We start from the raw sequence: 15681 nt of genomic DNA, 5'->3' as shown, positions 1-15681 counted from the left end.
CTTTTTTGATTAATCGCTAACGCTAAAGCCTCCCCCGCCCTTCTCTCTTACTTAGGTAAGATCCGGGGGAAGGCTTTGAGATAAAGCTTGTATGGCCGGCTTTATCTCAAAGTCTCAGATTTGTGCCCTAACCCACGGTCAGCTAAGCAACATCTGTTTAAGCTAACCGTATTCATGTTTTATTAGATTCCTGTTTGTTGAAATTTCTTTTGATTGAGAGTGCCTATGACTTCAATACCTAAACACCTACAAGATGCAAAAACACTGCTATCAGAAAATGGTTTCGCAACAGGTGATACTTGGTATCACGGAACCTCTTCAGCATTAATCGCTTCCATTAAAGGCCAAGGGCTAAAGCGCTCGGGCGATAAAGCACTCAACCAAGCCGCCGTAAAAACCATGGCAACCATCGGCAATAACTACACCGAATCTGTAGAGCCGGTCTTCTTAACTCAGAGCAAAGAGCTTGCGTACTACTGGGCACAACAAACGGTGAGAGAGCGCAGCGTTCGTTTTGAAGGTGAGGAACAACCTGTTGTATTAGAGGTGAATTTATCTGAAAAACAACGCGCTAAAGTAAGACCAGACGTTGGCGCAATGAGCTTGCTGATGATGAGTGTGGGCGAGCAGTTCATGGCTCATCTCGCTAAGGTTTACCAAGATAACAAGATTGCAGGCCCTGATATCGATCTTCGTACTGCAGACCGCATGGATTACCTAAACAAACTGGGTATGGCATACATCGATGAAGATATCAGCCGAGCTTGCGTTGTTGAGTTATCTGAAAGCGAAGTATCAGAACCTGAATTATCCGAGGCGGAATAAACCGTTACGAGCTTACGATAAAGCGCTAATCAGAATAAAAATGGCTCCCAATCGGGAGCCATTTTTGTGCGAGACGTTATATTTGATAGCTAGCTTAGACTACTGACACAAACGGCCTTGCTGCGCGGCCTGAACCATTTCGATATCGCCTTGTAGAGAGCGGTATACAATCGTATTCCACACTTCACCATTATCCATTTCAAACTCAATCGCGTAATTCAAACCAGCCACCACTTGAGTTCGAACGCTCAAGATTTGTTGAAGCTTTGCAGACGTGTTCATTTGGCTAAGCACGGCGTCTAGCGCTTGCTCTGCTTGTGGTGTAACTTCACTTTTCGACCAACCACCAGTTAGATTTTTAGTACTACAGATCGGATTCGTATTCTCTTGTGATTGACTCATCACTTCACCATTCTGACTGCATCCAGCCAGAGCAACCACGCCAACTAAAGTCGCTACTCCAAGTAGTGATGTTAATCGTGCTTTCTTCATAGATCCTCACTAAATAAATCATTCAGTTTTAACAAGTGACCACACCGTTATCTCGGTGTTTCATATACTTACAAGCTTAAACCGCCAATGTCATCACTTCATCAGAGATTATGGTGCAAATACTCTATAAACACAGAAAACTGTCAGAAAACAAAGCCGAGTGTTTATACTCGGCTTGTTATCTATATATTCGAGATTTGCGCCTTAATGAAAATAGACCAACATCTCGACATCATCACCTTGCTGTTCTGCACTTAACAAGAAATGTAAGTACCCTTCCTCGGTCACAGGTATTTGTAGATACTCATTGCTGCCACGATAATCCGACGCATAGTCATGCTGCCCAACGGTTGGCCAATATGCACCGCTTGCAAACAGATCAACATTACCTTTCTCTGCTGGATCATTATTTTGATCGATTAGCCATACGCGAACTTCTTGTACTCCCTCTGGAACATAAACGGCAGCGTAACGTTGTTGATGAACAGTAAACAGATGAGCTTTACCAGATTCTAATACCACAGGTGTTAGGTCATCTTGCTCTGGAGACGGTGGAACGGGTTGTTCTGTTTCTAACGATGCAAGCAATGTAACACCACTAAAACCGGTACGCCCAGTCACGCTCATGTAGTAACGGCCTGGCTTAATATATCCCGTTGTCTCTGGCTCAAACGTCACCAACTCATTACTGCCATTACCATACTGGCTGAACTCAAAGTCATAGTAATGCGCAGCGCGGTTGTAGCTCATGTAGAGATCAGCATCCCCTTGAGGTTTCCCTTGAATTGACACCTCAAAGTGTATGGTGTTCTCAGGGACGTCTACATAGAATAGCTGCTCACTGTATGCTTCACCGCTCAACACTAGGTTTTGGTTGGCAATAAGAGTCTTGATTTGATCACTTGGTTCTGTCGGATCCGTGGGTTCTCCAGGCTCAGGTTTATCTTCACTTGTTACCGTATCTAGCCAACGTTCAAATTCACCGTCGTACTGTTGGCCAAGCACTTTTACCTGCTTTGCCCATTCAGCAAACTGACCAGAACGAGACAGCGCCAGTAAGCTTTCCACTTCATTTGGATGCTCTTCTAGCATAAAGCGGGTCGCCAAATACCCCCATCGGTAAATACGGTTTGAATCATGAGAGTAAGTGGTCGCAAGTACATCCGATAGGCGCATCTTTCCACTATCAATTAAGCGAATTGCGGCATCATAGCCTTGCTTGTAATGCATATACTCGGCGAACCCTTCCAACCACCACACCACATAACCATGAGCCAAGTTATCATTAAATGAACCATGTAGATTGAAGCGCGCATCTAGGTAGTGCGTGTATTCATGTTCAAAATTCAGAATGGAGAGCTCATCCCCATTGTCGTAACGGTAAGCCACGAAACGCGCTACATTCTCCAAGTCGGCCGGATTGCCTTCTAAGTACTGACCACCGTTATCCGTCGTATTACCAAACAGGAATGAAGAGTAGTCAACATAACTGCCTTTACTACCAAACACCGCGATCTCAACATTATGATTGTTGTCATCAGCCACCGGTTGCTGCCCTGTATTGGCAACTTGGTGAAAGTCTGCCTCTTTAGCTGCCAATACATCACACGCCTTTGCAGCTTGTAACTCAGTTAAATCTTGAGAGCGAAGAATTGCAGGGCCTGGGCACTCGTAGCGGTTAGGTAAGATACGTTGAGCAACGTCGCGTTTCGCCTGTTCAAGATCGAGTCCGTTCAACCCCTCTGGTGCAAAATATCCCAGCATTTCTACCGCCGCTAGCCATAGTTTATCGTGCTCACTACCCAGAGGATTTTGCACTATTACATCTTGCATCACCTGCAACGCTTTATCTTTAGTCGCTTTATCTGGGCTTGCTAGCAATCTTCCCGTCTCGCGCACCGCGTTATAAACCAAAAAGCTCGCATCTGTATCCAAAGCCCAGCGATTGTCACGAGCAAACCTCGCTAGTGTATCTATATGTTGAGTGTTGTTTGCTAGGTAATTGTAGAAGTCATCTCGAGCAGCATGCCCGGCCATCGCTCTAAATAGATTATTGAGCCCATCAACCCAATGTGAGTCTTGCGCAGTTTGACGGTTGAAGTGGCTAAGTGCCGCAAGTTGTGCATCCATAGTGAGTGGAAGTTGCTTCACGTTGTCGACCATAAGCGTCAGGCTCTTCAGCGCACCAACTTGTTCTCGCCCTTGATTTAGCGAATTAGGATTAGCAAGAAATGCATTGGTTGAATGCGCAAAGCGTTCACTTAAAGCCTCAGAGAAATCTTCTTCTCGCGCGTTATAACGAACGTAATAAGCTGCACGAACAAATTCACCTAAGTTTTCAAGTTTGCGTGCTTGCTCAGCTTCGCCTCGGTAACGGGCTATCTCTAAGTTAAGTAGATTACTGATTTGGTTCAGACTAGCTTCGCTGTAGATATTGGCTAACGAATTCTTCGATGCTGAGAACCAAGATCTATAGCAACTGTTGTCTGCTAGTGAAACGGCATGAGCGAGATCAGATGACAACTGAAGCTCAGGCACCTCACACTGATTTTCAGCGAAAGAGAAAGTAGATGCACTAGAAAGTAAGCAAGCTAGCGCCAAACGGTGACGTGGGAATAAAAGAGTTTGAGACATAATTATATTTATCAATTGTATGCTTGGCTCGTCGTTATATTCCCTACAATTATAAATGTGAATTTAGTTGCGTATTAATTATGAGATTGCTTCAAAAAATAGATATTTGGTATCAGTTTATAAAACCAAAGGTTTATGCTCGCTAGCTAAATGTTAGGCTAGATCTATGAATAGCACCTAAGTTATTGAGAAAAAACTAATTTAGCACTTCATAAACTAGAAAAAGTTCGGTTGTTAAGAAAATACGCAAGTAGTAGACTTGCGCTCGATTATGCAACTTGTTTTCATTTCATAGACACAAGCAACGTCATTTATACACAACGAAAATAACGTTACTTCAAGGCTTACATAATATAAGTGTCAGGAAATAAGTGCAGATCGAATAAAAATAATTATATAAACCTAGGCTAGATTCACACCATGAAATTACTGACGTCTTTAGACTCGCTGTTGGCTAGCGATGAGTCTATTGAAAAGAAACAACGAGTATTGATCGATCTCGTTATCAATACTTATCAGCCACAACAACGCACTACTCTTTTCCAAACCGTTACTGATTATCGCCGTAACCTCCTAGATTCTTTGTACCCAGAGCACCAACACAAAAGTCTTTCAGTATTATTTGAGTTGATGGATTATCGGGACCTGGTTCAACGGTATCCGAGTACTTTAGCTCCTGATATGGTTCTGTTAGAAAGAGCGGCCAGCCAATTCTATATGTCTTGGTTGGACTTTTGGTGTGAATGTGAAATTGCCGCAATAAAGACAAAATCGCCGCTCAACGATAGAGCTATCTCACGTATCGAGCTACCGATTAAAGATTGCGCGTACTACGGCGCGATCATTGAACACATCGAATCCGACTCACTCATGGTACAGACACCGTGCCACCCACAAGCGATGCCAATCAGTGATGCTATTGCTTTGAGTAACCTAGAAACCTTCATAAAGGGTGAGAAATGGTTTGAGATGCTGCCTCTGCTGCACCTTTCACAATCTGGGAAGCACTTTATCTTACTTAAGCACCCTGTTGATGAAGCCTTTCCAACGCTGGTCTCTTCAGCGCTGATTCAAGACTGGGCAAAAAATGATACTTGGTTAAGCTATGCCCCCCCCTTCAGCAACGAAAACTGGCAATACTGCTTGCCCGAGCACGGCTACCAGCAACTCTCAGAGTTACAGATTTTTACACCTTCAATACTTTCAAAGTGTTGCTCTCTGCCAGAGTTCGACAGTACCTTCCACTTACAGCTGTCGGATACTAAAGCCATATGTGAAGTATTACGCCTAACCGTCAGCGGCAATACTCAGCAAAAACTCTACTTCCTCTACCTTGCTCAAAAAGAACTCATGAGTGTACTGCATCAAGTAGGTTACAAGGCTGGCTTCACTATCATCGAGCAACCTTTCATGCTCCAGTTTTATCAAGCTATCGATCCTAAAGCCTATTTCCACTCTGGGTTCTGTGAGCTAAATAACGACGGTACCACTATTTATCGTGGCTTTTGGAATTTTGAAAAGATGGTTAACGTATTCAATGACACTGATTTTCGTGGCTACAAACACGCCGTGCGTAGCAGTAGAAAACTAAGAGTTAGAACAACGTCAAGCTCGGAAAAAAAAGATGAACATGTTTGATTTCGGCTTGGAGGCGATTGTCTACGCTAAGGCGATAACGCTTCTCGCAACCGTTGCCATCGTAGTCATGTGGTTAATCTACTATTGCTATTGTCTTAAGCAAAAAGGTAAAACCATTGCAGGGACTCACCACGTCCCGTACATCGCTTATTCGGTTTGTATTGTTGCTTGGATAAGCAGCAATGCCTACTTCCATACCGATTTATTGCTGGAACTTGGTTCGTCCGTAGCCGTGTTCGCTGCTAAATTTGCCAACCTCGCCTCTTGCTTTGCCTTTGCTTTTGCATATTTTTTCTCGTGCCAGCTTGCAGCTGAACAACGTAATGGCAAGGTACACCTATGGCAACAAGCCATCTTCGTCAGTTTTAGCGTCTATTCCTTGTTTATCAACCTTAGCCCGAACTTAACTGTTGAAGACGTCACCATTTTTGGTCCAAGTCTGTTTGTCATCGAGTTCGGCCCGCATACGCCTTACTTCTTCACTGGAATGATCAGCTTAGTGGTGTTAACCCTTTGCAATCTGGTAGCGATGCGCGCCAACAGCAGCAAACTGGTACTCGCCAAAACCAGCTATATGATCGCTGGTATCTTGGTATTCATGCTGTCTACTGCAACCATTCACCTCGGCATGACGTACTTCTTAAGAGATTTCTCACTGACTTGGTTACCACCAGCACTATCAATCAGTGAAATGCTGTTTGTAGGCTACGCGCTTTTAACCTCTCGCTTCTACAGTGTGAAATATCTTGCTTACATGAGCCTTAATGCGTTGTTGGTCTGTGCAATACTGGTAATACCCTTCGGCGCGATCTTCATCCCTCTGACTGACGATAATCAGTGGCTAATCGCTATCCCAATCTGTGCGATAATCGGCATCACTTGGCACGTACTCTATAAGCGAGTCAGCCGCTATGCCTCTTTCTTCATTTATGGGAACAAGAAAACTCCAGTACAGCAAATCCTAGCGTTAGAAGAAGACTTTAAACTGTCGATTGATGATGCAATGCGCCGTTTAGGTCAGCTGTTGCAAATCCCTGAAGACAAACTTCGCCTTGTTAATAGCAACTACAACGAAACCTTCTACGAAGACTATCTTTCAACCAACAAGTCAGTTCTAGTGTTCGACGAGTTATCGCAAGAACTTGATTACACAGCGCCTTCCAAACTTTCGCTCAAAGCTCTCTATGACAAAATGAGCTCAAACAACACCGCTTTGGTTATGCCGCTGTTTGGACAGGGAGAATCGGTCACACATCTGCTGGTGTCGTCCCACAAGAGCAACGATCAAATGTTCTCTAATGAAGAGATCTCAGCGCTGCAAACCCTGCTTACCCGCGTTCAAAGTACTATCGAAGCTGATAGGCGCATTCGTCAAAGTAGAGCGCTCGCCAACTCCATAGCCCATGAAATGCGTAACCCACTTGCTCAAGTACAATTGCATTTCGAGGTCTTGAAACAGCACATCGAAAACCAAGCCTCAGCAAAGCAGATCCAACTTGATATTGAGAACGGACAAGCCGCAATTCAACGTGGGCGACAGCTCATAGATATCATCCTAAGAGAGGTAAGCGACAGTTCTTCTGAGCAAGGTCCTATCCTGATGACTTCTATCCACAAAGCCGTAGATCAAGCCGTCAGCCACTACGGGTTTGAGAATGAAAAGATCATCGAAAGGATTCGTTTACCACAACATGCTGACTTTGTTGCGAAACTAAACGAAACCTTATTCAATTTCGTGATTTTCAATCTGATCCGTAACGCGATTTACTATTTTGATTCGTACCCAGATAGCCAAATCGAAATCAGCACCCAGGTCGGTTCTTACGAAAATGTCCTCACTTTCAGAGATACAGGACCAGGTATTGATGAGACGATCACACACAAGATCTTCGACGACTTCTTCTCTTACCAGAAAAGCGGTGGTAGCGGCTTAGGGTTAGGCTACTGTCAACGTGTTATGCGCTCGTTTGGCGGCAGAGTCGAGTGTAAGTCGAAGCTTGGTGAATTTACTGAATTCCACCTGTATTTCCCGGTTGTGCCCAATGCACCAAAAGCTGATGCGTTACGTACGCCTTATTTCAACGACTGGAAGCAAGGCCAAGTAAATATCGAAGAGACTAGCGAAGAGAACAGCGAAGCCAGCCCGCAAGTTCAGAGCACTCAAACGGAACAACACAGCGCGGACTCACTGGCAACACCAGTGACAACCAACGGGATAGCGCCAACCGTGCTCATCGTTGATGATAAAGAGGTACAACGCACCCTTGTTCAGATGTACTTGAGCAGGCTCGGTGTAAATAGCTTACAAGCTAAGAATGGTGAGAATGCAGTTGAACTGTTTAGAACCCATCAAGTCGATTTGATTCTCATGGATGTACAAATGCCAGTCATGAACGGCTTTGACGCAAGCCAGATCATCAAGGCACGCTCACCTAATACGCCAATCATCGCGCTTTCTGGTGAGTCAGGGCAACGTGAGTTAGACATGATCAATCAGTTAATGGATGGTCGATTAGAGAAACCAACATCACTAGATGCACTGCAAGTTGTACTTGATAAATGGCTGTACAAAGGTACGGCAACAGAGGCTTCCAAAGAGGCTGAAAGTGAATAATGAAACGCTATCGTGCTACTAATAATGATCTTTTAACTTATCCATAAACGCAAAATGTCCCCCTCAAGAAAGGTTCTTGAGGGGATTTTTATTATGGGGTGAACTCGTGAAATTCAGCGAGTTATATTTCATTAATATTGTTGTTCGATCAGCCGAACAAAGTAACCCCCGTTTCTTGGTTAATTGAAATAGACTGTGCCACTCCATTTCTGACCAAGCTTAAATTAATAACGTTCGATCGCCATTCGATATCAGAAACTCGAACCTCATCGTTTTGCGTCAAGTTATATACCGTGGCAACTTTAAGAACCGCTTCTTGGCTACGCAAAATAGTGTAAGCTAAATCACTAGTTGCAGGGTTGTCCGGCGCATACCCCAACAACAGAGTTGCTGAACTATCCGTTATCAGCTGCTGATTAAATTCGGTTTGTCCATCAATCGAATAACGTAAATTAGTGGACGCTTTAAGAGCCATCTCATGGCAGCCCGTCATTCTTGCTAAAGGCCCATCTAGTGGATTGTCGCAACCTTGTGCCTCTGCCAAAGCGCAGTGTTGTCCTCTGACATGCCAGACCAAATCTAGTTGTTGTTGGTGAGGATTTTCCGCGGTATTGAATTCAATCGCCACATCCCCTAACCACAGAATTTGACGGCGAAACATCACATCTTTGTACGCGGCCAAATCCCACTGAACAATAGTATGGCTATCGACCGTCGGTAACTCACCACACCAATCTGTTTGTGTGTCTAACCATGTGTAGGACTGTTCTTTTACAAACGTATTCACTTGAGGGTTGGCTGGCGGTTGATTCTCCTGATTCACCGCCAAGGTGTTGTGCGTCACCGTATTTTTATAGTACCCATAATGCAGTTCAGCACCGTACCCTGTTGTTCCCAAGTCAGGCAAAATTTCTTTACCATTTCGAGTAATGATCACCCCTAGTCGATCATAGTGATCGTGCTCACCACCATACGGAGAGTGCTTAATTAATAGCATGTTATCGTGCTCTCGATCGTGCATGATCGTAACGCCTGATTGTTCTGCATGAATAGACTGGCACATAAGCGGCTCTGCCACAGGTAATGCATCAACACCGTACAACAGCGCGTCGATATTGTTGCGTGGCGAATCTTGATAGATGCTCTGTAACGCCGATGCAAATAAAGGGTCTCTGAACTCACGATACCCGAATTCGAAGAGGTGGCTATGAGTTAACTTCTCTTGACCCGCAATACAATCGTTCAGACGTGGAAAGTCACCCGTATTGATGAGTAGTTTGAGCGGGAACGCCAACATGGTATGGAAGTTTGGCACCGATTGTAGTGAGTACTCTGTTTTACATGCCATTTTTTCGAAATTCAGAAGTGCTTGTAAAGCGTAGTAATGATAATGGATAGAACCTTCAAACCATAAGCCCTCCCCCTTTACACCATGCTCTAACTGATACTTCAAGCCATAAGGGGTGCTCACCACAAAGTCGATGAATTTTCGGTCACTAAGTATCAAGCCTATTACGCCAATCGTCGCGGAAATCTTCATTTCATGGTTATGCAATTGATCAGCTCGATGTTGCATCAGGAACTCAGCACCCTCGCGTAACAAGCGCTGTTCAATAAACAATTGATCTTCGGTATTCAACTGCTCTTTAACGAAATCATAGCCTCGAGCAAAATCAATATTGCAATTCGCTTCACAGAGAGTCTGCGCATTTGCTTTGCCTGGACCGTTATATGGAATTCCGCCGTGTTCTTCGTAATTCGGGTAGTATTCAGCGTAACCCAATAAGATCTCACGAACTTTTTCGAAGTATTTGCGATCTTGAGTAATGTGCCAAAGCAAACCCAGGTCATTACACGCTTTCGAATTGAGCCCATTAAGCCAACGCCACCATGCTCCGTCATAAGGCTCCCCAGTAAGCACCTCGCCATCAACAGGGCATACATGTTCAGTAGGTCGATCTCTATCCCAACTTAAGCGAACCCCATGCGTGGGGCAAAAATAATATAAATTCCATGTTGCGCGGGCATCAGGTGGAACGAGAGTGTCTGAAGTAAGCACAACCTGATTATCTTGAATAATTTGTTCGATGATCTCTTGGCTGGCATTTTGGCGAATGACCGCCATTTCCGGAGAGGTAAACTGCAGCATAATGGATACCTATACTAAATCTTTAGATGAATGAAAATTGAAGTATTGTTTGGCGTTTTGATAACAGATGTTCTCGACACTCTGTTTAAGCAAAGGCTCATCATTCGGTAATTCCCCGTCATCGACCCACTTACCGAGTAAGTTACATAGAATGCGACGAAAATAGTCATGACGAGAGAGTGACAATACGCTGCGAGAGTCGGTTAACATTCCGACAAACCGTCCTAGAGCCCCTAAATTTGCTAGATCTTGAAGTTGTTTTTCCATACCCGCCTTATGATCGTTAAACCACCACGCAGAACCAAGCTGCACTTTACCTGGCTGCGCATCACTATCTTGAAAGGCACCTATGATTGACCCAAGCACCGGGCTATCTTTCGGGTTAAGGCTATATACGATGGTCTGAGGGAGTTGACGGTCTTGATCTAACAAACTCAATAAATGACTAAGGTTTTCTGCAATTGGGTTGTCACTGATAACACTGAACCCCGTACCGCCACCTATATCATCAAAGCGGCGCTTATTCACATTAGTTAACACTCCAATATGAATTTGCATCGACCAACCATGCTTATGATAAGCCTTGCCAAGCACTTCAAAAACGGCCGTCTTAAACTGCCAAATTTCTTCACTATTCAGCGTATCACCACGTTTGACCTTTGCTATAGCTTGATCAAGTACGTCAGGGTGATAGTATGAAAAATCCACAACTTTTAACCCTAGGTCAGATAATCGGCAGTTATGCTGCGCAAAATAGTCCACACGAGACGTGATTGCTTGAGCGTAGCTTGCAAAATCGACGATATTAATGTCAGTGATAAACGCCAGTGAATCGAGTGTCTTTTGAAAACTACTTTGATTCTCTATTTCAATCAGGCTGTCAGCGCGAAATGTCGGCAAGACTTGTACAGCAAATTCTGAACGATTCAGTTTATCGTGATAGCTCAAATCGCTAAGTGGATCATCGGTAGTGCACAAGGTATCGACTCGACTCTCTTTAAGCAGACTTTGGAATCGGTGAGACTCTTGGCTGAGTTTTTGATTACAGTGTTGCCAGATAACCGCGCAATTCTCTGAGTTGAGTAGTAAATCGAGGCCGAAGTATTTCTTAAGCTCCAAATGACACCAGTGATACAGCGGGTTGCCGATAAGATACGGCATGGTCTCACACCACTTTTGAAACTTTTCATAATCACTCGCATCACCTGTGATGTAATACTCATCGACTCCGTTACTTCGTAATGCACGCCACAAGTAGTGATCGCAACTCAACCAAGCCTGAGCAATATTGTCGTATTGATGGTTGTCATGAATCTCTTTGGCATCTAAGTGGTTGTGATAATCAATAATGGGAAGCCCTGCCGCGTAATCGTGATATAAATGCTTGGCAGTGTCCCCCTGCAATAGAAAATCTTTATGTATGTATGAAGGCATAATTCAAACTCTTGTAGAAAACTGTATTGATAAACTTTAGGGAAAAATTCAATCATGAAATTGTTCCCTAAAGCCCCTCTACGAGGTGGTTCATATAAGCCAGAGAGACAGCCCCTCTGGCCTATGCTCGTGTTACTTTTACCTAACTAGTTGTTGAAAATTAGTTAGATGTAGACACTTCTAACCGAGGCGTTTTCTTCGCACTCTTCAATAACAGAGAACCCACAGTAACAATCACTGCGCCGCAGAAGACAAAGGCCATACGACCCCAGAACGGGTTCGGGATTAGTACCATCGCCGTTACAAGCGCACCGAAAACCAAAATGAGCTTGCCCAACATGTCACGTTGTTGGCGATCCATTTCATCTTGTCCTTCCTCTTCGATAACAGGGGTTGCAACATCACTCCAAAACTCTTTAAGTTCGGTGTTTCGTTTACCGACTGGCTCTTTGTAGAACTTGGTTGTTAGACAGAAGAAACCACCAGTAATCACAAGGTGACCAATAACTCCAAGCAGAACTTTTAGGTCACTTGCTTCGCGTCCTGTGAAAGGAACCTCTAGATTGAATAAATTGGCAACGACGTCTGCTGTAAGCACAAAACTCACGACATAAGATACAATCATACCCACCACTAATGTCGCCCAAGCTGCCCAGTCAGGTGTTCTCTTAATAAACATACCGAAGAACAATGGCACTAGAATTGGCATTTGTAATAGCGTACTTACGTACATCATTGCGTCGAAAAGGCTCAGACCACGCAGAGAGTTAATGAACAGAGCCACCATGATGATCAATATGCCAAAGACCATGGTCATAAACTGACTCACTCGCATCAACTTCTTGTCATCCGCGTTTTTGTTCATGATTGGCGCATAAAAGTTACGCACAAACACACCAGAATTTCGGTTTAAGCCTGAGTCCATGGAAGACATCGTTGCCGCAAACACAGCAGACATAAGCAGTCCCACCATACCAACAGGCATAACGTTTTCGACAAACACTAGGTAGACCGCATCAGCTGCTTTACTACCAAGTTCAGCCGCGTGCACAGTTGCCGCTTCAGGATAGATAATTGCCGTTACCCAAGGTGGTAAGAACCAAATTGCCGGTCCTATCAACATCAATGCAAACGCTAGGAGTGCTGCTTTACGTGCGTTAACTGAATCTTTCGCTGTTAAGAAACGATATGAATCTTGCATGTTGTTGATGTTTTGCAGCTGCTTAACGAACATGAAGATAAACCAAGATATGAACAGCAATGGATAGTTCATATCAGAACCCATGACACTATCGGCAGGGAACTGTTCAATAAGATTCGTTGGGCCACCAATTTTTGCCAATGCAGCCACAGCACAAACCACCGTCACCGCCATGATCACAACCATTTGCACAAAGTCTGAAGCAACCACCCCCCATGCTCCGCCCAGTACAGAAATAAAGAGAACAATCAAACCAGTGACAATAATCGTGGTTTCGATATCAACTTTAAACACAGCACTAACGAAGAGTGCGAGACCATTTAGCCAAATACCGGTGTAAACCACACTTGTCGGCATTGTCGCCCACGTAAACACTTGTTCATTCGTTGCACCGAAGCGACGACGCACACCTTCAATAGGTGTAACAACACGCATTTGTCGAAAGCGGTATGAAAAGAACAACCACGAAAGTAGAAAGCCAAATGCGTTCGCCATGAAAATAACCATGATTGGGAACCCATCGGTAAAAGCTTTACCCGCAGCGCCAGTAAATGTCCAAGCACTAAACTGCGTCATGAATGCGGTAGAGCCAACCATCCACCACAACATCTTGCCTCCTCCACGAAAGTAATCACTGGTAGAGCTGCCTGCAAAACGTTTGAAGATGACGCCAATCGCTATCATAAAGATAAAGTAGACACCAACAACGAGCATGTCGATATTCATTAAGAACCCCTTTTCATTATTGTTCCGCTAAAATGGTTTAATTTTTAAAATACCGTTTCATTATTGCATTAACGACATTTTATTTAAGGGTAACCTGTGATTTTTGTGATCCAAATAATGCAAAAGTCATACAAATGAGATCGAGGTTGGATTATTGAGATCGGCGCTTTTTAGGTTGAAAAGATCATTGATGGATATTTAGATACATCGTGGCGAGAAGGAGCAAAAATAGATCAAGTAACCTAGGGATATAGCGACCAAATTACGAGCCTAGGAGGTATACCAAGCCATGACTCAGGCGCCTATCGCTTGGTATTTACTGAATATCAGCCACTAATTATCCAAACACCGGATATAAAAAAGCCAGCCTCATTGGGCTGGCTCTCTGAAATCAAACGTTTGAATTAGTCCAAAAGCGAACGAACATAATCAGTAATTTCTTGGTTTTGGCAGTTATCAAAGAAACACTGTTGGAAACGAGGGCTACCCACAGCAGTCTTCACTAGATCTTGATCGATAGCGCGCAGTGAATCAATAAAGTTATCCTTCACTACCGCTGCTTTTACCTCATTAAGAAGCGCGGCATTGCGTTGTTGTGGCTCTGCTCGCTCTAACGGGTAACCTTGACCACGCTCACCTGTAAAAGCTTTTTCAAAGATGTAACGAACGTTCAGTTCACCAGCCCAACCAAAACCTTTCGCAAAAGCGAGCGCGATAGCGTTGCCGTTGTTGATTTGGTTAAACAAGAACGCATCAGAAGGCTCTAAACAGTAACCACAAACCACGCCTGGATGTAAGTTCAGCGACATCAAAGCACCTTGGCCAGTGCCACATCCTGTCACAACAAAATCAACAGCCTTTGAGTTAATCAGAATGCTCGCCATAATACCTAGATGAATATACGTTAAGTGGTGATCGTTCTCGTCTGTCATTCCTAGGTTGAAAACATCGTGACCAAAACCACCAGCAACTGAATCTAGTTCAGCTGATACCATTGCATTTTTGCCTGCTTGACTGTTTTCCATCATTAGTGCGATTTTCATTTACTTTCTCCCGCAGCATTGCTGCAAATTTAAAAATTAGTGCTCAAATGTTCGTTCTAAAAAATTTAGAGCTTAAACAAAGTCTTTACGCATTGGCGTAAAGTTATCAATTAATACGCCGGCTTCTAGGCAAACACAGCCATGTTCGATACCCGGCTCTTTGTACATAGTGTCGCCTGCGCGCACCACTTGCGTTACATCGCCAATAGTGAACTCAAAGGCTCCCGACAAAACGTATGTGAGCTGCTCATGAGGATGGGTATGCAACGCACCAACAGCGCCGGTTTCGAAATGAACTTCTACAGCCATCACGTTCTCGCTATGAGCAAGCACCTTGCGAGAAACTCCCGCGCCAAGATCTTCCATTTTCACGTCTTCGTTATACACAAACATGTCGTTTTTATTCCTGTTGTTGCGGCGTAATTTTGCACTTGGCGTTATCTTGGTATAGACGAAAAATAGTAACGAGGTTAATACCTATCACTGATATTTCCATCAGCGAGCCACCAATTGAACCAATAATCAGATTATTAGTTAGCCAGCATGCAGCTCCCAATAAAAAGCCGACTCTTAGTGCAATGCCGTTCAATCTAAATATTGAGTACGTTCCGATAATCGTTCCCGCTAAAGGCAGAAGTTGATACCAATGCTGGGCAAAACCGATTCCACTGCCAACCGCAAGGGCAATAAATAACCCTGCAGCCCACAGCGATTTGGTATACATCGAGGTGCCAGTTCTTAATGCTGAAATCAAAGCACCGATTGCCGATGTAATGGAACCCAATAATACAAAGTGAATAAGATGGTTAACGTTCAACATCAACATAACCACTTTGAGCTTTTTGTCGTCCTTCTGGTAAAAGGTCGAAAGGCCCAGAAGGAAACTTACTAGCCCTATAGCTTGTGCAACGCTCTCATTAACCAT

11 protein-coding genes are annotated in these 15681 nt (G+C 44.0%); 3 read left to right on the top strand and 8 right to left on the bottom strand.

Features of this window, described 5'->3' with window-relative positions; genetic code table 11:
* Positions 1-225: 225 nt before the first annotated feature.
* Positions 226-825 (top strand): hypothetical protein, encoded by a 600-nt coding sequence (locus tag F0251_RS05430; protein WP_061032180.1) that lies wholly within the window; start codon positions 226-228, stop codon positions 823-825.
* A 99-nt stretch (positions 826-924) separates the two neighbouring features.
* Here the strand turns inward: F0251_RS05430 and F0251_RS05425 are convergent, their stop codons facing one another.
* Positions 925-1317 carry a cystatin domain-containing protein gene (locus tag F0251_RS05425; protein ID WP_102425312.1) on the bottom strand — a complete coding sequence of 131 codons (393 nt, stop codon included), beginning with the start codon at positions 1315-1317 and terminating at the stop codon, positions 925-927.
* 204 nt (positions 1318-1521) lie between these two features.
* On the bottom strand, positions 1522-3951 hold the full coding sequence (locus F0251_RS05420) for a M9 family metallopeptidase (protein WP_105058434.1): 2430 nt from the start codon (positions 3949-3951) through the stop codon (positions 1522-1524).
* 420 nt (positions 3952-4371) lie between these two features.
* On the opposite strand from F0251_RS05420, the gene F0251_RS05415 reads away from it, so the two are divergent.
* Complete coding sequence (locus F0251_RS05415; protein WP_171730524.1) at positions 4372-5589, top strand: acyl-homoserine-lactone synthase; 1218 nt, start codon at positions 4372-4374, stop codon at positions 5587-5589.
* The gene (locus F0251_RS05410; RefSeq protein WP_171730564.1) at positions 5582-8203 is read left to right on the top strand and encodes a hybrid sensor histidine kinase/response regulator; all 2622 of its coding nucleotides are present in this window, start codon (positions 5582-5584) and stop codon (positions 8201-8203) included. The genes F0251_RS05415 and F0251_RS05410 overlap by 8 nt, the downstream gene beginning before the upstream one ends.
* Positions 8204-8351: 148 nt before the next feature.
* On the opposite strand, the gene F0251_RS05405 is transcribed toward F0251_RS05410, so the two are convergent.
* From F0251_RS05405 to F0251_RS05380, 6 genes are all read right to left on the bottom strand, one after another.
* Positions 8352-10352, bottom strand: a complete 2001-nt coding sequence (locus F0251_RS05405) for a heparinase II/III family protein (RefSeq protein ID WP_171730523.1) — start codon at positions 10350-10352, stop codon at positions 8352-8354.
* 9 nt (positions 10353-10361) lie between these two features.
* Positions 10362-11786: a glucuronate isomerase gene (uxaC, locus tag F0251_RS05400; RefSeq protein WP_171730522.1), complete on the bottom strand. Its 1425-nt coding sequence runs from the start codon at positions 11784-11786 to the stop codon at positions 10362-10364.
* Between the two features lie 160 nt (positions 11787-11946).
* Entirely contained in the window at positions 11947-13713 is a 1767-nt protein-coding gene (locus F0251_RS05395) for a transporter (RefSeq protein WP_105058438.1), read from the bottom strand.
* A gap of 404 nt (positions 13714-14117) precedes the next feature.
* Positions 14118-14756, bottom strand: a complete 639-nt coding sequence (locus F0251_RS05390; protein WP_171730521.1) for an RpiB/LacA/LacB family sugar-phosphate isomerase — start codon at positions 14754-14756, stop codon at positions 14118-14120.
* Between the two features lie 72 nt (positions 14757-14828).
* Positions 14829-15149 (bottom strand): cupin domain-containing protein, encoded by a 321-nt coding sequence (locus F0251_RS05385; RefSeq protein WP_050650946.1) that lies wholly within the window; start codon positions 15147-15149, stop codon positions 14829-14831.
* A gap of 7 nt (positions 15150-15156) precedes the next feature.
* Positions 15157-15681, bottom strand: a complete 525-nt coding sequence (locus F0251_RS05380; protein ID WP_171730520.1) for a YgjV family protein — start codon at positions 15679-15681, stop codon at positions 15157-15159.

The organism is Vibrio sp. 070316B, from assembly GCF_013114115.1.
GTDB classification, from domain to species: Bacteria; Pseudomonadota; Gammaproteobacteria; order Enterobacterales; family Vibrionaceae; genus Vibrio; species Vibrio chagasii_B.
The sequence above is the reverse complement of the archived record's forward strand: the minus strand, read 5'-3'. Positions and strand labels throughout refer to the sequence as shown.